The sequence below is a fragment of the Ruegeria alba genome (genome assembly GCF_022321465.1).
GTDB lineage: Bacteria > Pseudomonadota > Alphaproteobacteria > Rhodobacterales > Rhodobacteraceae > Ruegeria_B > Ruegeria_B alba.
Genome location: NZ_JAKOEM010000029.1, coordinates 18,479 through 40,984, shown reverse-complemented (window position 1 = coordinate 40,984; position 22,506 = coordinate 18,479). Strand labels below are relative to the sequence as shown.

Genomic DNA, 22,506 nt, shown 5'->3' with positions numbered 1-22,506 from the left:
GACTGGATCATCGAGGTGGTCGATGGCCTGGCCGCCAATGGCGAAGACGCCAACGGCGCCGTCGAGGACAAGGTCAAGGCCCAGGTCGCAGCCCTCTGCGCCAGATTCCCGATCTATCCAAACCTTTGACCCCAAACAGAAAAGGGCCGCTGCGAAAGCGCAGCGGCCCCACCCAAGGCACCCTTGATATCGCTCAGATATCGAGGGTGTTTTCCTTTTCCCAGCGGCTGAAATGGGTCACGAAGGAATTCCATTCCTGCATCTTCATCTTGATGTAAGAGGACGAGAACTCATCTCCCATGCTCTGCTTCAACTCCTTGTCGCGGTCAAATTCGCGGATCGCGTCCAGCATGTTGAGCGGCAGTTTCGGCGCGCCGCGCACCTTGTGGCCCTCGGCATACATGTCGATGTCCCAGCGCTTGCCCGGATCGGCCTTTGACCGGATGCCGCTGAGGCCGGCGGCGATGATCACCGCCTGCAACAGATAGGGGTTCACCGCTCCGTCGGGCAGGCGCAGTTCGAACCGGCCGGGGCCGGGGACGCGCACCATATGGGTGCGGTTGTTGCCGGTCCATGTGACCGTGTTGGGCGCCCAGGTCGCGCCAGACATGGTGCGCGGCGCGTTGATCCGCTTGTAGCTGTTCACCGTCGGGTTGGTGATCGCCGCCAATGCGCTGGCATGTTTCATGATGCCGCCCAGGAAATGCTTGCCGCGCTCGGACAGGCCCACTTCGCCGGTCGGGCCGTCACCGTCACCGGCAAAGACATTGACCTTTGACGCCGCCCCCGGCGCATCCCAGACCGAGATATGCGCGTGGCAGCCATTGCCGGTCAGCCCCTCGATGGGCTTGGGCATGAAGGTGGCGCGGAACCCGTGTTTCTCGGCCACCGACTTGGTCATGAACTTGAAGAAACTGTGCTTGTCCGCCGTCGTCAGGGCGTCGTCGAATTCCCAGTTCATCTCGAACTGGCCGTTGGCGTCCTCGTGGTCGTTCTGATAGGGACCCCAGCCCAGTTCCAGCATATAGTCGCAGATCTCGCGCACCACGTCATAGCGGCGCATCACCGCCTGCTGGTCGTAACAGGGTTTGGCGGCGGTATCGAACGGGTCGCTGATCTGGTCGCCCTCGGGGGTCAGCAGAAAGAACTCGGCCTCGATGCCGGTCTTGACATGCATGCCCTCGTCCGCGGCTTCGGCAATCAGGCGGCGCAGCACGTTGCGCGGGGCCTGGGCGACATCTGCACCCTCCATCACGCAATTGCTGGCGACCCATGCGACCTCGGGTTTCCAGGGCAGTTGGATCACCGAGGACGGATCGGGCACCGCCAGCATGTCGGGATGCGCCGGCGTCATGTCGAGCCAGGTGGCAAAGCCCGCAAATCCCGCGCCGTCCTCTTGCATGTCGGCGATGGCCTGGGCGGGTACCAGCTTGGCCCGCTGACCGCCGAACAGGTCGGTGAAGGAGATCATGAAATACTTGACGCCTTTGTCCTTGGCGAATTTGGCCAGATCAATGGTCATTCTTGTCGTCCCTGTTGTCGTCTGTTTTTGAATTGGAAAAGGCGCGGGATGGTCCCGCGCCCCGGTTTCACACTCAGAACCCTGCGCCGGTCTTGCCGGGCCACCATTCGGTGCCGGCGAGGGGGACACGGGCCATGGCGGCCGCCTCCATGGTCAGCGCGCACAGATCCTCGGGTTCGAGATTGTGCAGGTTGTTATGGCCACAGGCCCGCGCGATGGTCTGCGCCTCGAGCGTCATGACGTTGAGATAGTTGCGCAGGCGCCGCCCGGCATCCACCGGGTCGAGCCGGGCCTGAAGCACCGGATCCTGGGTGGTGATCCCGGCGGGGTCGAGCCCCTCGTGCCAGTCGTCATAGGCACCGGTGGTGGTGCCCAGCTTTTGATACTCGGCCTCCCATTTCGGGTCGTTGTCGCCCAGCGCGATCAGCGCGGCGGTGCCGATGGCGACCGCGTCGGCCCCCAGCGCCATCGCCTTGGCCACATCGGCGCCGGTGCGGATGCCGCCCGAGACGATCAGCTGCACCTCGCGATGCACGCCCAGATCCTGAAGCGCCTGCACGGCGGGGCGGATACAGGCCAGCGTCGGCAGGCCCACATGCTCGATGAACACGTCCTGGGTGGCGGCGGTGCCGCCCTGCATGCCGTCCAGTACCACCACATCGGCCCCCGCCTTGACCGCCAGCGCGGTGTCGTAATAGGGGCGGGTGCCGCCGACCTTGACATAGATCGGCTTTTCCCAGGCAGTGATTTCGCGCAGTTCGAGGATCTTGATCTCCAGATCGTCGGGGCCGGTCCAGTCGGGGTGGCGGCAGGCCGAGCGCTGGTCGATCCCCTTGGGCAGGTTGCGCATCTCGGCGACGCGGTCACTGATTTTCTGACCCAGCAGCATGCCGCCGCCGCCGGGCTTGGCGCCCTGGCCGACCACGACCTCGATGGCGTCGGCCTTGCGCAGGTCGTCGGGGTTCATGCCATAGCGCGAGGGCAGGTACTGATAGACCAGCTTGGTGGAATGGCCGCGTTCCTCGGGGGTCATGCCGCCGTCACCGGTGGTGGTCGAGGTCCCGGCCTCGGACGCGCCACGCCCCAGCGCCTCCTTGGCGGGGCCGGACAGTGCGCCAAAGGACATGCCCGCGATGGTGATCGGGATATCCAGCTCGATCGGTTTCTTGGCAAAGCGCGTGCCCAGCGTCACCTTGGTGTCGCAGCGCTCGCGATAGCCTTCGAGCGGGTAGCGGCTGATCGAGGCGCCCAGGAACAGCAGATCGTCGAAATGCGGCACCCGGCGTTTCGCCCCGCCACCGCGGATATCATAGATGCCGGTGGCCGCGGCGCGGCGGATCTCGGCGTTGATCGGGTTGGAAAAGGTTGCCGACTGGATCGGCACTGTCCGCGGGGGAGCGTTTTCCTTGTTGTCTTTCACGGTCATGACTCCCTCAATACGCGTTGTCGACTTTGAAATTATAGAGCTGGCGCGCAGAGCCGTAGCGCTTGAACTCTTCGGGTTTGGCATCGCAGCCGCCGCGCGCCAGCAGGTCGCGCAGCAGCTCGATATGTTCGGGGCGCATCTCTTTTTCGATACAGTCGGCGCCCAGCGACTTGACCGAGCCGCGCACGAACAGACGTGCCTCGTAGATCGAGTCGCCCAGCGCGTCGCCCGCATCGCCGCAGACGACCAGGTTGCCCGACTGCGCCATGAAGGCGGACATGTGGCCGACATTGCCATGCACCACGATGTCGATGCCCTTCATCGAGATGCCGCAGCGCGAACTGGCATTGCCCTTGATCACCAGCGTGCCGCCATGACCGGTGGCCCCGGCATACTGGCTGGCATCGCCGTCGATCACCACGGTGCCCGACATCATGTTCTCGGCCACGCCGGGCCCGGCCGAGCCATGCACATGCACGGTGGCCTGTTTGTTCATGCCCGCGCAGTAATATCCGGTCGAGCCCATCACCTTGACCTCGATGGGCGCGTCCAGCCCCACGGCAATGGCATGGCTGCCGCGCGGGTTCACGATGGTCCAGTCGGTCTGGTTGGTCTCGTCCGACTGGGCTTGCAGCGTTGCGTTCAGGCCGCGCAGGCCGTCGGCTGCCAGGTCGTAAGTCTGCATTACGCGGCCTTTCCGGTTGGGGTTGCGGTGTCGCCATGGGTCCAGAAATAGACGGTGGCGGGTTCGGGTTCCCACACGCGGGCCTGTTCGATGCCGGGCAGGTTGACCAGCGCGCGGTACTCCGAGCCGAAGGCCACATATTGATCGGTCTCGGCCATCACCGCCGGTTTGCAGGCGATCGGGTCGCGGACCACGCCGAACCCGTCGCGGGTGCCCACGACGAAGTTGAAGAAGCCGTCCAGATCCTCCAGTGACTTTTCCAGCGCCTCGCCCAGGGTGGCGCCGGTCTGCATCTTCCAGGTCAGATAGGCGGCGGCGACTTCGGTGTCGTTCAGGGTCTCGATATGGATACCCTCGCGGCACAGCTTGCGGCGCAGCGAATTGTGGTTGGAGAGCGAGCCGTTATGTACCAGGCACTGATCCGAGCCGGTGTTGAACGGGTGCGCGCCCAGCGTGGTGACCGCCGATTCCGTGGCCATGCGGGTATGGCCGATGCCATGGGTTCCGGTCATCGAGGCGATGTCGAATCGTGCGGCCACATCGCGGGGCAGGCCGACCTCTTTGTAAATCTCCAGCGAGTCGCCAAAGGACATGACACGCACGTCGGGTGCCACATCCTTGAGCTGGCGGCGCAGCGCCTCGGCGGTGCCATGGGGCACATGCAGCACCGCGTGCGTGTCGCGGCGGCTGAGCGAGACCGGGCCACCGACCAGCGGCTGCACCTTCTCGGCCAGATCGGCAAAGTCCCGGTCGGGGTTTTCCGATTGCACCGTCACCTTCGAGGTGGTGGGCGAGGGATCGCCGTAAATCGCGATTCCGGCGCTGTCAGGGCCCCGGTCGGTCATGGTGATCAACATGTCAGTGAGCAGGGCGCCCAGCTGAGGTTCTAGCGATTTGTCCTTCAGGAACAGTCCAACAATTCCGCACATTTCGGCGACGCTCCACGATTGTGATTCTGCCTGTCTTTCCCAGGCTCTTTCAGCAGGCTAGCACCGGAACTTCGAAGCTGCAACTGCTGTGAAACAAATTTCACTGATAGGCAAGGCGCGCGTGAGCACGCCTTGCCGGGATCGCTCTAGTAGCGTTCGACGCTTTTCTGGATGCGCTCATGGTCCAGCGCCCGTTTCTTGGCGTTTTCCAGATGCGCGTTCTCGCGCACGAACTGGATGCGGTGCCAGCCGATCCAGAACAGCACCCCGATCACGGTCATCGCGACTTCCCAGCCCTGAAAGGGATAGATGGCGCCCACATTGGCCAGATCGACGGCCCAGCTTTCATATCCGATTGTCGACATATCCTGTTCTCCTTATTCCGCAGGCGACACTTTGGAGGCCAGATAGGCCTTGTCGGCTTCGATGATGGCTTCCTTGGCGTCCTCGTAGGCGTGGTGTTCGGCGTAATCGAGGCCCTCCAGTTCCACTTCCTCGGGGATGCGCAGCACGCCGGCGGCGGCCTGCATCTTGGCCACCACAAAGGCGGGCAGGAAACCGAGGCCAAAGAACATGATCAGTGCGCCGATGAACTGGCCGACCGGGTTGATGGTGGCATAGCCCTCATAGGGCGAGGACGGCGCCCCCCACAGGACAAAGCCCGCGATGACAAGGCCGATGAACCCTGCATAGCCGTGTACGGCCACCGCGCCCACTGCGTCGTCCAGCTTGAACCGGCGCTCGACCCAGTAATGCAGGCGATAGACGATCACCACGCCGATGGCGGCGATGATCATGGCCTGGATCGGGTGGTAGAGGTCATTGCCGGCAGAGGCGGTGATCACCCCGGCCAGACCGCCCGAGAAGGTCCAGAATGCATCGCCCTTGGACACCACATAGGCCGCCATCAGACCGCCCGAGAGCGACATCAGGAAGTTGAAGGTGATGCCCGACAGCGAGGTCGGTGCCAGATAGATGTTGGTTGCCGTCCAGGTGGTGCCGGTGATCTGGCCGCCGATCGCCTCGGGCGAGATCGCGGGCACGTTGCACGCGGCATAGAAGCCCCAGAAGCCGGTATAGATCAGGAAGATCCCGATGGTCAGCATCCAGGGGTTATGCGGCGGGATGTCCCGCGGCGTGCCATCTGGGGCGAATTTGCCGATCCGCGGCCCCAGGACCATGATCACCCCCAGCGCATAGCCACCGGCAATGGCGTGAATCACGCCCGAGGCATAGGCGTCATGATAGCCCAGATACTGGACCATCCAGCCGCCATAGTGCCAGCCCCAGGCCGCGTCGATGATCCACCAGACCGAACCGATCAGCACCGCATGCACCCAAAGTGCCGAGGACCGGATGCGCTCGATCACCGCGCCCGAGACGATCGAGGCCGCCGTCCACGAGAACAGCAGGAAGGCCGCCCAGAACACGCCGGTGATTCGGTCCGCTGCGTTCGGCCCCATGGTCTCGGCCCAGGGCAGGTTGGCGGCGCCCGCCTCGGTGTCCAGCCCGCCGAAGAAGGGGAACATCGGGAAGGCCCAATAGATCCACCATCCGAAGAAGAAGAAGGTGACGGTGACCAGCGGGATCACCATCACGTTTTTCATTAACGTGTGCATATGGTTGCGTCGGCGGCTGGCGCCGACCTCGTACATGCAGAACCCGACGTGAATCAGGAACATGAACACGACCGTCACCCAGTAGTAGAACTCGGTAAATACCGTCGTCAGTGCGTTAAGATTTCCATCCATTTCTGTCTCCCCGGTTGGATAACTCTGACTGCTGCGAAAGTTTTTTTCCTAAAAGGGAAGCTCTTGATTATGCTGCCTGTCAATAAATTTTACTGGCATGCAACATTGTGCAGGTGCAGAACATGGCCTCTGCCTAAAGTCCGGGCGAATATTCCCGGTAGGAAATTTTTTTTACGTTTGTGTTGATTTTTGTCCGGACATGGGTCTGAATGATGCAAACCGAACAGATCAGGGAGTCACAGGGATGGCGATCATCTACAGAACCTCTGCGCTTGCGCAGCGGCATGCCGAAATCGGCGGCGAGTTGGAGGATTGGAACGGTATGGGAACCGCATGGTTCTATGACCATACCGACGAACGGGCCAAGGCTGATTACGAGGCGGTCCGCACCAAGGCCGGTCTGATGGACGTGTCGGGCCTGAAAAAGATCCACCTGAGCGGCCCGCATGCTGCCGCCGTGATCGACCGCGCCACCACCCGCAACGTGGACAAGCTGATGCCGGGCCGGGCGGTCTATGCCTGCATGCTGGACGATCGCGGCCTGTTCATCGACGATTGCGTGATCTACCGGCTGTCGGTGAACAACTGGATGCTGGTGCATGGCACCGGCACCGGCCATGAAAGCCTGGCGATGGCCGCCTATGGCAAGAATGTCTCGATGATCTTCGACGACGACCTGCACGACATGTCGCTCCAGGGTCCGGTCGCGGTGGATTTCCTGGCCAAACACGTGCCCGGCATCCGCGATCTGGCCTATTTCGGCATCATCCAGACCAAGCTCTTTGGCAAACCGGTGATGATCTCGCGCACCGGCTATACCGGTGAGCGGGGGTACGAGATTTTTTGCGAAGGCCGGCACGCCATTGAACTCTGGGATGCGATCCTCGAGGACGGCAAGGACATGGGCATCCGCCCGGTGCAGTTCTCGACCCTCGATCTGCTGCGCACCGAAAGCTATCTTCTGTTCTATCCCGGCGACAATTCCGAGACCTATCCCTTTGCCGACGAGAATTGCGGCGACTCGCTGTGGGAACTGGGGCTGGAATTCACCGTCTCGCCCGGCAAGATCGGGTTCCGGGGCGCCGAGAACCACTATGCCCGCAAGGGCAAGGAGCGGTTCAAGATCTATGGCGTCAAGCTCGAGGGCACCACGCCCGCCGACATGGGGGCACCGCTGCTCAAGGATGGCGAGGTCGTGGGCGTCGTCACCTTTGGCATGAATTCGGACCTGAACGGCCATAACGTGGGCATCGCCCGGATGCCGGTTGACTGTGCGGTGCCGGGGACCAAGATGACGGTGCGCAACGAGGATGGCACCGAAATCGCCTGCGTCGCCGAAGAGATGCCCTTCTACGACAAGGACAAGTCCATCCGCGCCGCCAAGGGCTGAGGATCACCGGGCAGGCGCCCCCGGAGGCGGGGCGCCTGTTCTTCTTGCGATCGGACCAAGAAGGAGTCAGCGACGGGATGTCCAAATTTCAGTTTCCACCAAGTATCGCCAGCCGCCCGGTCTATGGCACGCTGGAGCCGCGGCCCGGCAAGGCGCATCTGATGATCGCCGATGCCGAGGGCGCAGAGGCGCTGCTGGATCTGGCGGCAAGCGATGCCGCGCTGTTTGCCAATGCGCATATCATCTATATCCCCAAGGACACCGGCGAGACCTATGTGGAGCGCCTGCGCGCCCTGGGTCCGGCGCAATTCTATGTGGGGCCCAGCTATGCCGCCTCGGTCCAGCGGATCCGCCGGGTGCTGTCGGATGCCCATATGGGGCTTCAGGTCTATCTGGCCGGAACCGAGGGGCTGATGGGACAGGCCCAGAACGAGGCGATGCAGGCGGGCATTCCCCATGGTGCGATCCAGACCGAGCATCGCGGCTCGGTCGCGCGGCGGATGCAATGCGTGCATTGCAAGGGCATCACCGAGGATGTGACCACCGACCCCTTCGTCTGTTCCCATTGCGGGCTGAACCTGTTCGTGCGCGATCACTATTCGCGCCGTCTGGCCGCCTTTCAGGGGGTGTGCATCGACGCCGAGGACCCCGGCAATGTCCCCGAACCCGTGGAGCTTTACAAATGAGTGCAGCCCCCCAGAAAGCCAAGGCAGGCGCCGAAAAGATCGAGGTCACCGTCAGCGCGGTCGTGCCGCTCAACCCGCTGGTCACCCGGTTCGAATTCACCCGCCGCGACGGCCAGCCGTTTCCGCCCTTTTCCGCCGGTGCCCATACCGTGGTCGAGATGCGCGATGGCGCGCGGACCCGGCTCAATCCCTATTCGCTGATGTCCGATCCGGGCGATAGCAGCATCTATGCGATCTCGGTGCGCCGCGACGATCAGGGCAGGGGCGGTTCGCTCTTCCTGCATAATCAGGTCAAGGTCGGCGACCCGATGACCATCACCTATCCGGTGAACCTGTTCCCGCTGGATCTGCGCGGGCGCAAGCATGTGTTCCTGGCCGGTGGCATCGGCATCACGCCGTTCCTTGCGATGATCGCGCATCTGGAACGGATGGGCGGCGCCTGGGAGCTGCATTACTCGTGCCGCTCCAAGGAGCTGGGCACCTATGTGGACGAACTGACCTACAAGCATCCCAACAAGGTGCATGTCTATTTCGACGATCAGGATCAGGCCATCGGGCTTGAGGATCTGCTGGATGGTCAGCCGCTGGGCACCCATGTCTATGTCTGCGGTCCCAAGGGCATGATCGACTGGGTCCACGCCACCGCCGCGGCGCATGGCTGGCCCGACGAGAACGTGCATTCCGAGGAATTCCTGGCCCCGCAGCCCGGCAAACCCTTTGAGGTGCGCCTGTGCAAGTCCGACATCACCATTCAGGTGGGCGAACATGAAAGCCTGCTTGAGGCGATGGAACGCTGCGGCGTCGACGCGCCCTTTCTGTGCCGGGGCGGCGCCTGTGGCCAGTGCGAAACCGATGTGGTCTCATCCGATGGCGACTTCGTGCATCGCGACCACTGGCTGGACGATGACGAACACGCCAGCGGGAAAAAGATCATGCCCTGCGTCAGCCGGTTCGTGGGCAAAAGCCTCGTGCTGGACCGGTAGAGGAGACCGCGATGACGATCCAATTCAACACCGAAACCTTTCGCGACGATTACTCGTTCCGCAATTCGGACTGGGCGATCAAGCGCTTTCCCTTCCCGTTCCACGAAGACAGCTACATGTATTCGGTGAACATGGAGCAGCACCGGGGCGGCCCGGCGGGCTCGGTCTATGAAAAGCGGTTCGACGTGGACGAGCACTACGTCTCGGAAATGGCCGACCGCGCCATCGTGCTGGCCGAGGATCCGCTGCGCTGCCAGTCGCTGCCGCATATGACGCTGGCGGGCTGGGACACGCTGGAACTGATCATGGTCAGCAAGTCCGAGGATTACCCCGACCTGTTCGAACTGCACCGCGACGGCGACCGCTGGCGCTGGATCAACAAGCCGATGGGGATCGACCACACCTTTACCTTCCTTGATGAAACCACGCTGCCCTGCGGGCCGCTGGAATACATCACCCGGCAGGCGCAGGGCGATTACGCGGTGCTCGATCAGCGCGGCGACATGCTCTACATGGATGCGGGCATGGTGACGACACAGGCGGACTGGAGCCTGGATTTCGACATCGGCATGGATTTCTTCGAATGGCACGCGCCGGTGCCGCTGGCCCATGAGATGGGCATCTTCAAGCGGGCGCTGAAATTCCTGCTCAACATCCAGCAGGGGGCGCCTGCGCGGCGGCTGAACTGGACCATGACGGTCAATCCGCTGCTCGATACCAGCCCCGAGAACTATCACAAATGGGGGGTGCAGAAGACCACGCTGACGCCCGAGAATATCGGCGCCAAACAGCATCTCAGGGTCGAGTTGCAGACCTTTTACCGGCTGCCGCGCTCGAACGCGCTGTTGTTCCCGATCCGCTGTTATCTGATCGCGTTTCAGGATCTGGTGACGGTGCCGAAATGGGGCCGCCGCCTGCACCGTGTGGTGCGCGACCTGCCCGAGGAGCTGGCCACCTACAAGGGGTTCATCGCCAACCGTCCTTTGATGCTGGAGTATCTCAGCCGGTATGACGACGGGCTGCCGACTTCGCCGGGGATCTGGCCCGATCTGGAAACGGAGCCGCCGTTGCAGACGTAACGCGCAAGACAAGGCCGGGATGCGCAAGCGCGTCCCGGTCCGGGCGGCTCAGCCCTTTTTCTGCTGCGGATAGCAGATCACCGACAGATAGCGCGTCGGCAATTCCACCAGACGCTCTGGCCCGTGCGGCGCGTCGGCGTCAAAGAACAGCGTGTCGCCCGGCTCCAGCGGATAGATCTCGCTGCCATGCAGGTAGTCGACCTTGCCTTCGAGCATGTAGATCATCTCGATCCCGTCATGCTGAAAGGTCTTGAACGTGTCCGACTCCGTGCTGAGCGTGATCAGATAGGGTTCGACGATGACACCGCTGGAATTTGACCCGATATGGCCAAGCAGGCTGTATTGATGCCCGGCGCGGGTACCGGCGCGCTCGATCTCCAACCCCTGTCCCGCCTTGGTATGGATCGCCTCGCGCTTTTCCTCGTAGCCCTTGAAGAACGCGGTCAGCGGCACCGACAGCGCATTGGCCAGGGTTTGCAACGTGGTGAGCGAGGGCGAGGTGTTGCCGTTTTCGATCTTGGACAGCATCCCGATCGACAGGTCGGTCAGTTTCGACAACTCGGCCACGGTAATGCCCTGCTGCTTGCGAAAGGCGCGAACCTCGCGGCCGATGGCGACCTCGAGAACCTTCTCGCGTTCCTCGCGAACGCTATGGGGATCTTGCAAAAGCTGTGTCATGCGGAGATCCTTTGCAGCATTCATGGGGGTTCCTCAAGCTCTTCCTGTATTGCCCTGCGGTCAGTTCTGCTTCAACTCTAGCCGTTTTTCACCACATTGCATAATTTTTTCTCTCTAATAAAATTCCCACCGTGGAATGACAAGCCAAAGGATCGCCCGGAATGACCACACGTATCGGGTTTCTGCTGTTTCCGGGCTTTCCCATGGCCTGCCTGACCTCGATCATCGAGCCGCTGCGCGCGGCCAACGAGATCTCGATGTCGGACAGTTTCGCCTGGCGGCTGGTGTCGGAACTGCCCCACAAAGTGGTGTCGAGCGCGGGCATCACCTTTGATCCGGACGCCAGTCTGGAGACCGTGGCGGCGCTTGACTATCTGGTGCTGCTGTCGGCGCCGGTGGCCCGGTTCGAGAACCCGCGCACCGCCTCGCTGCTGCGCCGGATCGAACGGCACGGCACCGTGTTGGGCGCGATCAGCGGCGGCGTCTTTCCGCTGGTGCGCAGCGGCGTGGTGCGCGACGAGCGCCTGTCGGTGCATTGGTGTTACGAGGCGGCGTTTGCCGCCGAATTCCCCGAGATCCGCCGCAGCAACGAGGTGATCGAGATCTCGCCGCGTCTGCTGACCGCCTCGGGGGCGGCGGCGGCCTTCGACCTGGCGCTGAGCATGATCGAGGCAGCGCTGGGCGCCAACGTGGCCAACGAGGTCGCCTGCTGGTTCCAGCACCCGATCATGCGCAAGGCGGGAGTGAAACAGGCGCTGCCGATCCATCAGGCCGCCGATGCCGAGGGCGAAATGTCGCCGCTGGTGGCACGCGCCGTTGAAATCTTTGCCGAGAACCTGGCCGCGCCCGCCAGTATCGCGATGATTGCCGAGCGGCTGAACATCACCCCCCGGCATCTGGAGCGTTGTTTCAAACAGGCCACCGGACAGAACCCGACCGGCTATTTCCGCCACCTGCGGATGCAGGCGGCGCGTCAGATCGTCATGTATACCAATGACAGTATCTCGGATGTTGCAGCGGCGGTGGGCTATGCCAACGCCAAGCCGCTGGTGCGGCATTACCGCGAGGCCTTTGGTCTGACCCCGCAGCAGGACCGCAAGCGGATCAACCTCTACCGGGTCGAGGGCAACCTGCCGGTGCCCTCGGTCTGATCAGAACGCCGCGCGCATCGCCACCACCAGCGCGTGATGCAGCGAGCCCGCCGCCGAGCGTGGCCCCAGCACCGTGATATGATCGGGTGCCCGGCACAGCAGGAAACAGCCCAGATGGTCGATCGCGCTGCGCACCGCCTCGCCCCCGGCAAAGGCGCGGGTATTGGCGGGGCAGAGCCGTTCGAACACATCCGCCAGCCGCTCGCCGGTCAGGTCGAACCGGCACCAGGCATCGGTCTGTTCGGTGACGCTGGCCGCGCCATTGGCGCGGGCGGCCAGCTGCGCGGCCAGATCCTCGTGTGTGCCCAGCGGCGCCTCGACCATCCATTGATCGGGCCCCATCCAGAAGGCGCCGGGCGTGCCGGGGCTCAGCCGGGCCGGGGCCGGGGGCGCGGCGCCCAGCACCTCGGTCAACAGGGTTGTCGTCTCGGCCTCGCGGCCAAGCCGCGCCGCGACCGAGGCCAGCGCCGTTTCGGTCACTTCGGTCAGGGTCACCGGCCCGTGATGCGCGACCACCGGAGCGGCAGCGCCCAGCGGCGTTATCGGGTTCAGATCATGCACGCAGACGCTCTCCTTCTGGATCGACGAAATGGGCGCTTACCACCTCGACCTCGTGGTCGAGCCCGGTCAGCGGGCTGACAAGGCGAACGATCTCGCCCTTGCGGCTGTCGCCGGATTTCAGAAAGCCGATGCCGATATGACAGCCCAGGCTGGGCGAGTAGCAGGCCGAGGTGACATAGCCCTGGTCATGGGCGGCATCGACCGGGTCGCCCCGGGTCATCAGATGCGATCCGGCGGGCACCTTGTCCTGCGGGTTCACCGGGCGGAACCCGACCAGTTTCAGCGCATCCGCTTCGTTCAGCCCCTCGCGTTCGGACAGGGTCGAGCCGATCGAGTCCTTCTTCTTGGACACCATCCGCCCCATCCCGAGGTTGAGCGCGGTGGTGGTGCCGTTCAGTTCGTTGCCGGCGGCATGGCCTTTCTCGATCCGCATCACCCCCAGCGCCTCGGTGCCATAGGCGACCACGTCGAATTCCGCGCCCGCCTGCATCATCCGCCGGATCAGCGCGTCGCCATAGCGGGTGGGAACCGCGATCTCATAGGCCAGCTCGCCCGAGAACGAGATGCGGAACAGCCGCGCCCGCAGCCCGCCGCAAACGGTGATCTCGGCACAGGCCATGAAGGGAAAACCTTCGTTCGAGATGTCATGCGCCGGATCGACGATCTTTTGCAGCAGCTTACGCGCATTGGGTCCGGCCACGGCAAATTGCGCCCAGGCCTCGGTGGTCGAGATCAGCTGCACATCCATGTCCGGGAACAGGCATTGGCGCACGAATTCCATGTGGCGATAGACCGCCACCGCATTGGCGGTGGTGGTGGTCACCACGAAATGATCCTCGGCCAGGCGCGCGGCGGTGCCGTCATCCATCGCGATGCCATCCTCGCGCAGCATCAGCCCATAGCGGGTGCGCCCCACCGCCAGCTTGGCAAAGCCGTTGCAATAGACCTTGTTGAGGAACTCGGCCGCATCGGCGCCCTGCACGTCGATCTTGCCCAGCGTGGTCACATCGCAGATGCCGACCGACTTGCGGGTCTGGGTGACCTCGCGGTCGACGCTCTGGCGCCAATGGGTTTCGCCCGGGCGGGGGAACCATTGCGCGCGCAGCCACATGCCGACCTCGACAAAGACCGCGCCCTGTTCCTCGGCCCAGACATGGCTGGGCGTCTTGCGGGTGGGTCGGAAATCCATGTCGCGCGAGCGGCCCGCAAAGGCGCCCATCGCCGTGGGCGTATAGGGTGGGCGGAACATGGTGGTGCCGACCTCTGGGATCGACTTGCCCGCCACCTCGGCCATGATCGCCAGACCGGCCATGTTCGAGGTCTTGCCCTGATCGGTCGCCATGCCCAGCGTGGTATAGCGTTTCAGGTGCTCGACCGAGACGAAGTTCTCCTGATGGGCCAGTTTCACATCCTTGGCGGTGACGTCGTTCTGCTGATCGACCCAGGCGCGCTTGGCGCCCCTGACGTGCCAGAAGGGGGTGACGTTGACCGGCGCGTCCTCGGCCTGGGGCAGGGCGGCGGGTTTCGCCGCGATGCCCAGATCGGACAGCGCCTGTTCGGCCGCCGCTTGCCCCGAGGCCAGCGCGCCATGGGTGCTGAACACGCCCTGCGCCGCGCCCGCCGGGATCAGGCCCACCGGCAGGGTGCCGCCGGGCACAAAGGCCGCGATCGCCTGGTCCCAGACCGGGCGCCCGCGCTGGTGGCAGGTCAGGTGCACGTTCGGGTTCCAGCCGCCCGAGACCCCCAGCCCGCCGACGCTGAGCGTGCGGGTGGTACCGGTGGCCAGCGTCACCTCGACCGTGGTCAGGCCCAGACGGCCCTGGGTATTGGTGACGGTGGCGCCGGGGATGGTCTCGTAATCGGTGGTTTCGGGCGCGTCCGTTCGGGTGTCGATCACCACGGCGCTGACCCCCTGCGCGCTCAGATCCCGCGCGGTGCGATGGCCGTCGTCATTGTTGGTGAACACCGCCACCGCGCGTGCGGGTGTTGCCGCCCAGCGGTTGGCATAGCTGCGCAGTGCCGAGGCCAGCATGATGCCGGGGCGGTCGTTGTTCTCGAAAACGATCGGGCGTTCGGTTGCCCCGGCGGCCAGAATGGCGCGGCGCGAATAGACCCGCCACAGGATCTGACGCGGTTTGCCCGGCAGCGGCTGGGGCAGGTGGTCGCTGACCCGCTCGACCACGCCATAGATACCATGGTCAAAGGCGCCGATCACGGTGCTGCGCGTCATCAGCCGCACATTGGGCATGGCTTGCAGCGCGGCGGCGGTCTCGGCGGCCCAGTTTCTGCCGGATTGGTCACCCAGCGCAAAGGTCTCGGCATTGAGCCGCCCGCCGGGCAGGAAATCCTCGTCCGCGACGATGACCTGCGCCCCCGATTGCGCGGCTGTCAGTGCCGCCGCCAGCCCGGCCGGGCCAGCGCCGATCACCAGAAGGTCGCAATGCAGAAACCCCTTGTCATAGCTGTCGGGGTCGGGCGCATGGCTGAGCGTGCCCAGCCCCGCCGCCTTGCGGATGATCGGCTCGTACACCTTCTCCCAGAAGGCGGCGGGCCACATGAAGGTCTTGTAATAGAACCCGGCGGCAAAGAAATTGGACAGCCGATCGTTGACCGCCATCACGTCCCATTTCAGCGAGGGCCAGCGGTTCTGCGAATTGGCGCTCAGCCCGTCGAACAGCTCGGCGGTGGTGGCGCGGGTATTGGGTTCCTTGCGGGCGCCCTCGCGCAGCTCGACAATGGCATTGGGCTCTTCGGAGCCCGCGCTCATCGGACCGCGTGGGCGGTGATACTTGAACGAGCGCCCCATCAGCCGGACATCGTTGGCCAACAGCGCCGAGGCCAGCGTATCCCCGGCAAAGCCCTGATACCGGCGCCCGTCGAAGGTAAAATTCAGCGGCTTGCTGCGGTCGATCAGACCGCCGTTCAGACGATTGGGACCGGTCATCTGGAGCGTCCCTCCTTGCGGGCCACGTCGCGGGCCAGTTCGACGGAAGTGATCTCATGCGTGGTGGTGTCGCGGGTCACCACCAGCCACGAACGGTCGCCCTGTTCGTGAAACCACAGCTCGCGGTGCAGGCCCGCCGGGTTGTCGCGCAGATAGCCATAGTCGATGAACTGCTCCAGCGCGTCGGAGGCCTGCCAGTCGGGGCGGCGGATCAGGGCGGCGTCGCCCTTGTAGACGAATTCGCTGCTGTCGCGCGGGCCCAGGATGGGATGGTCGATCAACATGTCCGGTGCCCTCTCAATGCAGGTTGGGCTGGTTGCCCATGCCCTTTTCGTCGATCATCCGCCCGCGCGCGAACCGGTCGAAGCGATAGGCGGTGGCGGTCTTGTGCGGGCTGTCGGTGGCCAGAAGATGCGCATAGGCAAAGCCCGAGGCGGGCGTCGCCTTGAACCCGCCGTAACACCAGCCGCCGTTGAAATAGAGCCCGCCGATATGGGTGCGGTCGATGATCGGCGAGCCGTCCATCGACATGTCCATGATGCCGCCCCAGCTGCGCAGCAGACGGGCGCGGCCCAGCATCGGAAAGATCGCCATGCCGCCCTCGCAGACATCCTCGATCACCGGCAGGTTGCCGCGCTGGGCATAGGAGTTATAGCCGTCGATATCGCCGCCGAATACCAGCCCGCCCTTGTCGGACTGGCTGCAATAGAAATGCCCCGCGCCAAAGGTGATCACACCGGGCAACAGCGGTTTCAGACCCTCGGAGACAAAGGCCTGCAACACGTGGCTTTCGATCGGCAGGCGCATGCCCGCCTTTTCCATCAGCCGCGAGGAGGACCCGGCGACACAGGCCGCCACCTTGCCCGCGCCGATCACCCCGCGCGAGGTTTCGACCCCGGTGCAGGTGCCGTTCTCGATGCGGAAGCCGGTGACCTCGCAATTCTGGATGATGTCGACGCCGTGCCGGTCGGCGGCGCGGGCATAGCCCCAGGCCACCGCGTCGTGGCGCACGGTGCCGCCCCGGTGCTGCGCCAGCCCGCCCTTGATCGGGAACCGGGCATTGTCGACATTCAGGAACGGATAGCGTGCCTTGATCTGTTCGGTGCTGAGCAGGTCGGCATCGGCACCGTTCAGCATCATCGCATTGCCCCTGCGGATGAAAGCGTCGCGCTGGGCGTCGGAATGGATCAGGTTGAGGATGCCGCGCTGGCTGACCATCGCGTTATAGTTCAGCTCCTGCTCCAGCCCCTCCCACAGTTTCAGCGAGAACTCGTAGAACGGCTCGTTGCCGTCCAGCAGATAGTTCGAGCGGATGATGGTGGTGTTGCGGCCCACATTGCCGCCACCGATCCAGCCCTTTTCCAGGACCGCGATCCGCGCCTGACGGAACTCCTTGGCGAGGTAATAGGCCGTGGCCAGCCCATGGCCGCCGCCGCCGATGATGACATAGTCATACTGCGCCTTGGGCGCGGCATCGCGCCAGGCCGGTCCCCAGCCGCGGTGACCGGTCAGCGCCTCTTTGATGACTCGTAGTCCTGAATAGCCCATCGAATCCGACTCCCTTTGCCCCCATGCTGGCTGGAAACCGGCCCCGAGTCGCGGACATCTTCGGACCACTTGGGGTTCAAATCGGACATGCCCATCAAAAGGCGCGGGCCTGTGGCGAGGTCAGTCCTCGCTGTCGAGCACCCGTCGAGCGACGCGGAAACACTCCAGCGCCTGCGGCACGCCGCAATAGATGCCGATCACGTGGATGATGGCGCGGATCTCGTCGCGGCTGACCCCGTTGGTGCGCGCGCCACGGCAATGGATTTCCCATTCATGCATCTTGCCCAGCGCGCCGATCATGGCGAGGTTCATCATCGAGCGGGTCTTGGGCTCGATCACGTCGTCCCCCCAGCCAAAGCCCCAGCACCAGGCGGTCATCGCCTCCTGAAAGGGGCGGGTGAAGTCGTCGGCGGCGGCGAGGTTCCTTTCCACGTAATCGGCGCCCAGCGTGGCCTTGCGCTGTTCCAGCCCCTTGAGGAACAGGTCTTCGTCGAATGTGCTCATCTTGTCGCTCCGTTTCTGTGTTGCGCTGGCCGAAATCCGGTGCGGATTTCGGGCCGATGTCTTTTCAAGACATCGGCTCGGCCGCAACCGCCTCGCGCATCCAGGTCTGCAGGTGCAGGATGGAATGTTCCGAGTTTACGCCGCAAGCGGGATCGACCACCAGCGGCCCCGGCACATAGCCGCGCGAACGCAAACCGCGCTGGACCGATTCCACCAGCCGGATATCCTCCTCGACCGTGGTGGCGCGGTCCTGTTTCGCCATGCGGCGCACGGTCTCGTTCTCGGCGCCGCCGACCGAGTACCAGCCGCGCCAGACCACCACCCGGCCCGCATCCACCGCGCGCCAGTGATAGGTGTTCAACAGGTTGCCCGGATAGACCTGGAACGAGAACATCGGCCAGAGAAACCAGCTCGAATAGCGGTCGTTGTTGGGAAAACCGCTGTCGATGTCGTAAGTCATCTGGCTCAGATCGTTGCATTCGGTCGTGTGGCGCAGGCAATAGCCCTGCGGCTGGATGTCATAGGTCTCGGGCCGGATCACCCCGGTGGAAAAGGTCGGGTGGTTCAGGCTGCAATGGTAGCATTCGGAATAGTTCTCGACCGAGACCTTCCAGTTGCAGTCTTCGGGGATCTCGACCCATTCCAGCGGTTTCAGATCGGACCAGTTGGGGACAAAGGCCTCAAGCTCGGCCCGCACGTTCGGGAACCAGTCGTCCATCGGCTGCGCTTCGGGGTCGAGGTTGACAAAGACGAAGCCGAGAAAGACCTCGGTCCGGACCTCGGTCAGGCAGATTTGCGCAGCGTCGAAACCGGGGACCGATTTCGCGTTGGGCGCGGCGCGCAGGCGACCGGTCAGCTCATAGGTCCAGGCGTGGTAGGGGCAGACCACGACACGGGTCGAGCCGGTGCCACTGACCAGCTGATGCGCCCGGTGCTGGCAGACGTTGTAAAAGGTGCGGATCACCCCGTCGCGGCCCCTGATGCAGAACAGGCTTTCAGTGCCAAGCTCAAAGGCGAGGTAGTCGCCAGGCTGTTCCAGCTGGCTGGCATGGCAGGCAAACTGCCATGTCCGCGCGAACAGCCCGGCCTGCTCGGCGGCATAGATCGCCGGATCGGTGTAATAGCGCGCCTCAAGCGAGCGCACCGGGGTGGCGTTGATTGTCATTCCGGCTCCTGCAGATAGAGGCCCAACTGGTGGCGGCGGCGGTGAAAGCTCTCGACCCGCGTCACGATCTCGTCATCGGCCACCGCGATGACAAAACTCAGCAACGTTTCCAGAAGCGCGATGGTCGAGGCCGAGGACGGAAAGAACTGTGGTGTGTCGACCGCCACGACAAAGCCATGTTGGGCGGCGCGGATGATCGGGCTGGCCGGGCTGTCGGACAGCGCGATGATGGTCAGCCCCTGGTCGCGGGCGATGCGCACCGCCTCGACCACCTCGGAGCGGTAGGGGCGGCTGGTCATCGCGATCAGCACGTCGCGCTGATCGGCCCAGGCCAGATCGTCCACCGCTGTCGAACCGGGGCGCGGGATCGCGTGGAAATCGGTCATGCCGGTCGAGGCGAGATAGGTGAAGGCGCGGGCATTGGCGTTGTTCACGCCGACGCCCAGAGTGAACACCTGCCGGCTGGCCCAGATCGCCTCGGCCGCTGTCTTCAACCGCTCGGCGTCGATGCCGGCAAAGGTCTCCTCGATATTGCGGATCGCGGCGCCGACCATGTCGGCGTATAGCCCGCCCAATTCGCCCGAGCGGCCGATATCCTGCAACCAGCGCGCCCGGTCGGGAAAGCTGGCCGTGCCGCGCCGGATCGCGTCGCGGAAAGGGGCGCGGAAATCCTCGTAGCCGTCAAAGCCCACCTGGCGCGCCATGCGGACAAAGGTGTTGGGCTTTACATTGGCGGCCTCGGCAATCTCGCGCACGGTCGAGACCCCCACGTCGGCGGGATTTTCCAGCACATAGCGCGCGGCCTTCTGTGCCTCTGGCGTCAGGGCGTCCCACTCCGCAGTGAGGCGGTTCAAAACTGAAGATGATACATTTGTTTCATTCATGATTGACGATGGTACAAATGTGGCATTAGCCTGTCGAGAGAAATCGCGACTCGTGAAGTGGAAAATTTCATGCCCCAGCAGAGCCTGCCCACCCATGCGCGTGTGGTCATCGTCGGCGGCGGCGTCATGGGGGTGGGCCTGGCCTATCACCTGGCGCATGAAGGGTGGGGCGGCGATACCGTCCTGCTGGAAAAGGCCGAACTGACCAGCGGCAGCACCTGGCACGCGGCGGGGCAGATCACCCATTCGACCAGTTCCTTTGGCCTGGGCAAATGCGTCGATTACAACATCGGCCTCTATTCCGGAAAGCTCGAGGCCGAGACCGAGCAGGCGGTCACCTGGCATGGCTGCGGCTCGTTCCGGCTGGCCTATACCGAGGATGAGATGGACTGGCTGCGCCACACGCTGTCGGTGGGCACCGCGCTGGGCTTCAACATCGAGCTTGTCGGGCCGGAGCAGATCGCAGAACTGCACCCGTTCTACAATCTCGAGGGCGTGCTGGGCGCGCTGCACACCCCTGACGATGGGCATGTGGACCCGACCAATGTGACCATGGCGATGGCGGCAGGCGCGCGACAAAAGGGCGTGCGCATCTTCCGTCACACCCGCGCCACCAACATCACGCAAGCGCCGAACGGCGAATGGGTGGTCGAGACCGAAAAGGGCACGATCACCTGCGAACATGTGGTCAACGCGGGCGGCACCTATGCCCGGCAGATGGGCGAATGGTCGGGGCTGCAACTGCCGATGACCTCGATGACGCACCACTATTTCGTGACCGAACCGGTGCCCGAGTTCCAGTCGCTCGACCGTGAATTGCCGGTCATCCGCGATGACCGCAAGGTTTCGGGCTATATCCGGATGGAGCAGAAACGCGGCCTCATCGGCATCTATGAAAAGGCCAATCCCAATGCCGTCTGGATCGACGAATGCCCGTGGGACTATGAAAACTGGCTGTTCGATGCCGATTACGACCGGGTCATGCCCTGGCTCGAGGAAAGCCTGAACCGCATGCCGATCTTTGCCAATCTCGGTATCCAGCGCGAGGTGCATGGCGCCATTTCCCACCCGCCCGACGGCAACCCTTTGATCGGCCCGGCGCCGGGGGTGCGCAACTACTGGTGCTGCTGCGGCACCCAGATCGGGATCGGCTGGGGGCCGGGCCTGGCCCGTGAACTGGCACGCTGGATCGTGCATGGCGCCGCCGATATCTCGATGCGCGAGTTCGACCCGCGCCGGTTCGGGGCCTATGCCACCAAGGACTGGCAGGTCGTGAAGGCCAAGGAAGACTACTGCCTGCGCCACGAGATCCCGTTTCCCCATTTCAACCGCCTTGCCGGGCGCCCGGTGAAACCTTCGCCGCTTTATGACCGGCTGAAGGAAAAGGGCGCGGTATTTGAGGAAGTCTATGGCCACGAACGCCCACGCTGGTTCGCGCGCGGTATCGAGCAGCGCGATTACTACGGCTTTGGACGCACCCCGGTGCATGACATGGTCGCGACCGAATGCGCCGCCGTGCGTACCGCCGCCGGGATCATGGATATCTCGGCCTTTACCAAGGTCGAAGTCTCGGGCCCGGACGCGAGCGCGCTGCTCGATCGTCTCACCGCCAACCGCCTGCCGCAAAAGGTGGGGGGGATCGCGCTTACCCATATGCTGAACCGGCGCGGCCGGATCGAGCTGGAAACCACCGTGGTCAAGCTCGAGCAGGACCGTTACTACCTCGTCTGCGCCGCCTTCTTCGAACAGCGCCTGCTGGATCACCTGGCCGCGCATCGCGGCACGGCGGAGATCACGATCCGCACCCTCTCTACCGACTGGGCCGCGCTTGCCCTGAACGGCCCCCGCGCGCGCGATATCCTTGCCGCTTGCACCGATGCAGACCTGTCGAACGCGCGCTTCAAATGGCTCACGGCGCAGCAGATCACTGTCGCGGGCCACAGCCTTTGGGCCATGCGCATGTCCTATGCCGGTGAACTCGGGTGGGAGTTGCACATCCCCCGCGACCATGCGCTTGCGGTTTATGACGCGCTCTGGGCGGCGGGCGAGGGCCATGGCCTGACCGACTATGGCAGCTTCTCGATGAACGCGCTGCGGATGGAAAAGGCGTTCAAGGGCGCGAGCGAGCTGACCAACGAGGTAACATTGGCCGAGGCCGACGTGCTGCGCTTTGCCCGCACCGACAAGGAGTATCTGGGTCGGGACAAGACGCTGAACACCGGCAACCTGCCCTGGGTCTGCGCCTATCTCGAAATCGAACCCGACGGCCGCTTCGACGGCAATGGCGGCGAGGCGGTGCGGCTCCACGGCAAGGTGATAGGCTCCACCGCTTCGGTGGCCTATGGCCATACGGTCGGCAAGATCCTCGCCTTTGCCTATGTCAAACCGCAGGTGAACCTGCCCGGAACCGAGGTCGAGGTGATCATCGCCGGACAGCCACGCAAGGGCCGCATCCTTGGCGCGCCCGCCTATGACCCGGACAATGCGCGCCCCCGTGCCGATCTTCAGGCGGAGCCAGTGCAATGATCCGGTCCGGTCCTTCATTCCGCTGCAAATACTCCCGCCGGAGGCATCCGACCCCACCCCCCGGCACCACGCCTGAGCACAAGACGGATCACCC

The 22,506-nt window shown here is 64.0% G+C and carries 20 protein-coding genes; 6 read left to right on the top strand and 14 right to left on the bottom strand.

The window, feature by feature from the left end; genetic code table 11:
* Positions 1-193: 193 nt before the first annotated feature.
* From glnT to MB818_RS20300, 6 genes are all read right to left on the bottom strand, one after another.
* Positions 194-1,522 (bottom strand): type III glutamate--ammonia ligase, encoded by a 1,329-nt coding sequence (glnT, locus tag MB818_RS20325; protein ID WP_234144967.1) that lies wholly within the window; start codon positions 1,520-1,522, stop codon positions 194-196.
* 73 nt (positions 1,523-1,595) lie between these two features.
* Positions 1,596-2,948 (bottom strand): FMN-binding glutamate synthase family protein, encoded by a 1,353-nt coding sequence (locus tag MB818_RS20320; protein WP_234140843.1) that lies wholly within the window; start codon positions 2,946-2,948, stop codon positions 1,596-1,598.
* Between the two features lie 7 nt (positions 2,949-2,955).
* On the bottom strand, positions 2,956-3,633 hold the full coding sequence (locus MB818_RS20315; protein ID WP_234183818.1) for a GXGXG domain-containing protein: 678 nt from the start codon (positions 3,631-3,633) through the stop codon (positions 2,956-2,958).
* A complete protein-coding gene (locus MB818_RS20310) occupies positions 3,633-4,562 on the bottom strand; it encodes a class II glutamine amidotransferase (protein ID WP_238906233.1) in 930 nt (309 codons plus the stop codon). The genes MB818_RS20315 and MB818_RS20310 overlap by 1 nt, the downstream gene beginning before the upstream one ends.
* Before the next feature lie 146 nt (positions 4,563-4,708).
* Positions 4,709-4,927 (bottom strand): hypothetical protein, encoded by a 219-nt coding sequence (locus MB818_RS20305; protein ID WP_234140838.1) that lies wholly within the window; start codon positions 4,925-4,927, stop codon positions 4,709-4,711.
* 12 nt (positions 4,928-4,939) lie between these two features.
* Positions 4,940-6,313, bottom strand: coding sequence for an ammonium transporter (locus MB818_RS20300; RefSeq protein WP_238906232.1), 1,374 nt, complete (start codon positions 6,311-6,313; stop codon positions 4,940-4,942).
* 244 nt (positions 6,314-6,557) lie between these two features.
* Here MB818_RS20300 and MB818_RS20295 point away from each other — a divergent pair, with 244 nt between their 5' ends.
* The 4 genes from MB818_RS20295 to dmmC are packed head-to-tail and all read left to right on the top strand — an operon-like array spanning position 6,558 to position 10,451.
* Complete coding sequence (locus MB818_RS20295) at positions 6,558-7,703, top strand: aminomethyl transferase family protein (protein ID WP_234166770.1); 1,146 nt, start codon at positions 6,558-6,560, stop codon at positions 7,701-7,703.
* 44 nt (positions 7,704-7,747) lie between these two features.
* A complete protein-coding gene (gene dmmA, locus MB818_RS20290) occupies positions 7,748-8,389 on the top strand; it encodes a dimethylamine monooxygenase subunit DmmA (RefSeq protein ID WP_234140832.1) in 642 nt (213 codons plus the stop codon).
* Positions 8,386-9,372, top strand: a complete 987-nt coding sequence (locus tag MB818_RS20285; RefSeq protein ID WP_234140831.1) for a PDR/VanB family oxidoreductase — start codon at positions 8,386-8,388, stop codon at positions 9,370-9,372. The genes dmmA and MB818_RS20285 overlap by 4 nt, the downstream gene beginning before the upstream one ends.
* A gap of 11 nt (positions 9,373-9,383) precedes the next feature.
* Complete coding sequence (gene dmmC / locus MB818_RS20280; protein WP_234163978.1) at positions 9,384-10,451, top strand: dimethylamine monooxygenase subunit DmmC; 1,068 nt, start codon at positions 9,384-9,386, stop codon at positions 10,449-10,451.
* Positions 10,452-10,499: 48 nt separating this feature from the next.
* Here dmmC and MB818_RS20275 read toward each other — a convergent pair whose 3' ends face one another.
* Positions 10,500-11,129 carry a helix-turn-helix domain-containing protein gene (locus tag MB818_RS20275; RefSeq protein WP_193385774.1) on the bottom strand — a complete coding sequence of 210 codons (630 nt, stop codon included), beginning with the start codon at positions 11,127-11,129 and terminating at the stop codon, positions 10,500-10,502.
* Positions 11,130-11,290: 161 nt separating this feature from the next.
* On the opposite strand from MB818_RS20275, the gene MB818_RS20270 reads away from it, so the two are divergent.
* Positions 11,291-12,280 carry a GlxA family transcriptional regulator gene (locus tag MB818_RS20270; RefSeq protein WP_234140829.1) on the top strand — a complete coding sequence of 330 codons (990 nt, stop codon included), beginning with the start codon at positions 11,291-11,293 and terminating at the stop codon, positions 12,278-12,280.
* On the opposite strand, the gene MB818_RS20265 is transcribed toward MB818_RS20270, so the two are convergent.
* The 7 genes from MB818_RS20265 to MB818_RS20235 all read right to left on the bottom strand — a co-directional run bounded on the left by MB818_RS20265 (position 12,281) and on the right by MB818_RS20235 (position 19,886).
* Positions 12,281-12,841, bottom strand: a complete 561-nt coding sequence (locus MB818_RS20265) for a sarcosine oxidase subunit gamma (protein WP_238906231.1) — start codon at positions 12,839-12,841, stop codon at positions 12,281-12,283. It lies immediately after the preceding gene.
* Positions 12,834-15,785 (bottom strand): sarcosine oxidase subunit alpha family protein, encoded by a 2,952-nt coding sequence (locus MB818_RS20260; RefSeq protein ID WP_238906228.1) that lies wholly within the window; start codon positions 15,783-15,785, stop codon positions 12,834-12,836. The genes MB818_RS20265 and MB818_RS20260 overlap by 8 nt, the downstream gene beginning before the upstream one ends.
* Positions 15,782-16,069 carry a sarcosine oxidase subunit delta gene (locus MB818_RS20255; RefSeq protein WP_238906226.1) on the bottom strand — a complete coding sequence of 96 codons (288 nt, stop codon included), beginning with the start codon at positions 16,067-16,069 and terminating at the stop codon, positions 15,782-15,784. The genes MB818_RS20260 and MB818_RS20255 overlap by 4 nt, the downstream gene beginning before the upstream one ends.
* Positions 16,070-16,082: 13 nt before the next feature.
* Complete coding sequence (locus tag MB818_RS20250) at positions 16,083-17,333, bottom strand: sarcosine oxidase subunit beta family protein (protein WP_234140823.1); 1,251 nt, start codon at positions 17,331-17,333, stop codon at positions 16,083-16,085.
* A gap of 120 nt (positions 17,334-17,453) precedes the next feature.
* A complete protein-coding gene (locus tag MB818_RS20245; protein ID WP_234140822.1) occupies positions 17,454-17,837 on the bottom strand; it encodes a carboxymuconolactone decarboxylase family protein in 384 nt (127 codons plus the stop codon).
* A gap of 64 nt (positions 17,838-17,901) precedes the next feature.
* A complete protein-coding gene (locus MB818_RS20240; protein WP_238906224.1) occupies positions 17,902-19,002 on the bottom strand; it encodes an aromatic ring-hydroxylating oxygenase subunit alpha in 1,101 nt (366 codons plus the stop codon).
* Positions 18,999-19,886 carry a MurR/RpiR family transcriptional regulator gene (locus MB818_RS20235; protein WP_238906222.1) on the bottom strand — a complete coding sequence of 296 codons (888 nt, stop codon included), beginning with the start codon at positions 19,884-19,886 and terminating at the stop codon, positions 18,999-19,001. Before MB818_RS20235 ends, MB818_RS20240 begins: the two co-directional genes overlap by 4 nt.
* A gap of 69 nt (positions 19,887-19,955) precedes the next feature.
* On the opposite strand from MB818_RS20235, the gene MB818_RS20230 reads away from it, so the two are divergent.
* A complete protein-coding gene (locus MB818_RS20230) occupies positions 19,956-22,412 on the top strand; it encodes an FAD-dependent oxidoreductase (protein WP_238906220.1) in 2,457 nt (818 codons plus the stop codon).
* Positions 22,413-22,506 lie beyond the last annotated feature (94 nt).

What these genes read in the sequence shown, in the direction of transcription:
- glnT (WP_234144967.1), bottom strand. Translation starts at nt 1,522, where the DNA reads ATGACCATTGATCTGGCCAAATTCGCCAAGGACAAAGGCGTCAAGTAT.
- MB818_RS20320 (WP_234140843.1), bottom strand. Translation starts at nt 2,948, where the DNA reads ATGACCGTGAAAGACAACAAGGAAAACGCTCCCCCGCGGACAGTGCCG.
- MB818_RS20315 (WP_234183818.1), bottom strand. Translation starts at nt 3,633, where the DNA reads ATGCAGACTTACGACCTGGCAGCCGACGGCCTGCGCGGCCTGAACGCA.
- MB818_RS20310 (WP_238906233.1), bottom strand. Translation starts at nt 4,562, where the DNA reads ATGTGCGGAATTGTTGGACTGTTCCTGAAGGACAAATCGCTAGAACCT.
- MB818_RS20305 (WP_234140838.1), bottom strand. Translation starts at nt 4,927, where the DNA reads ATGTCGACAATCGGATATGAAAGCTGGGCCGTCGATCTGGCCAATGTG.
- MB818_RS20300 (WP_238906232.1), bottom strand. Translation starts at nt 6,313, where the DNA reads ATGGATGGAAATCTTAACGCACTGACGACGGTATTTACCGAGTTCTAC.
- MB818_RS20295 (WP_234166770.1), top strand. Translation starts at nt 6,558, where the DNA reads ATGGCGATCATCTACAGAACCTCTGCGCTTGCGCAGCGGCATGCCGAA.
- MB818_RS20285 (WP_234140831.1), top strand. Translation starts at nt 8,386, where the DNA reads ATGAGTGCAGCCCCCCAGAAAGCCAAGGCAGGCGCCGAAAAGATCGAG.
- dmmC (WP_234163978.1), top strand. Translation starts at nt 9,384, where the DNA reads ATGACGATCCAATTCAACACCGAAACCTTTCGCGACGATTACTCGTTC.
- MB818_RS20275 (WP_193385774.1), bottom strand. Translation starts at nt 11,129, where the DNA reads ATGACACAGCTTTTGCAAGATCCCCATAGCGTTCGCGAGGAACGCGAG.
- MB818_RS20270 (WP_234140829.1), top strand. Translation starts at nt 11,291, where the DNA reads ATGACCACACGTATCGGGTTTCTGCTGTTTCCGGGCTTTCCCATGGCC.
- MB818_RS20260 (WP_238906228.1), bottom strand. Translation starts at nt 15,785, where the DNA reads ATGACCGGTCCCAATCGTCTGAACGGCGGTCTGATCGACCGCAGCAAG.
- MB818_RS20255 (WP_238906226.1), bottom strand. Translation starts at nt 16,069, where the DNA reads ATGTTGATCGACCATCCCATCCTGGGCCCGCGCGACAGCAGCGAATTC.
- MB818_RS20250 (WP_234140823.1), bottom strand. Translation starts at nt 17,333, where the DNA reads ATGGGCTATTCAGGACTACGAGTCATCAAAGAGGCGCTGACCGGTCAC.
- MB818_RS20245 (WP_234140822.1), bottom strand. Translation starts at nt 17,837, where the DNA reads ATGAGCACATTCGACGAAGACCTGTTCCTCAAGGGGCTGGAACAGCGC.
- MB818_RS20240 (WP_238906224.1), bottom strand. Translation starts at nt 19,002, where the DNA reads ATGACAATCAACGCCACCCCGGTGCGCTCGCTTGAGGCGCGCTATTAC.
- MB818_RS20235 (WP_238906222.1), bottom strand. Translation starts at nt 19,886, where the DNA reads ATGAATGAAACAAATGTATCATCTTCAGTTTTGAACCGCCTCACTGCG.
- MB818_RS20230 (WP_238906220.1), top strand. Translation starts at nt 19,956, where the DNA reads ATGCCCCAGCAGAGCCTGCCCACCCATGCGCGTGTGGTCATCGTCGGC.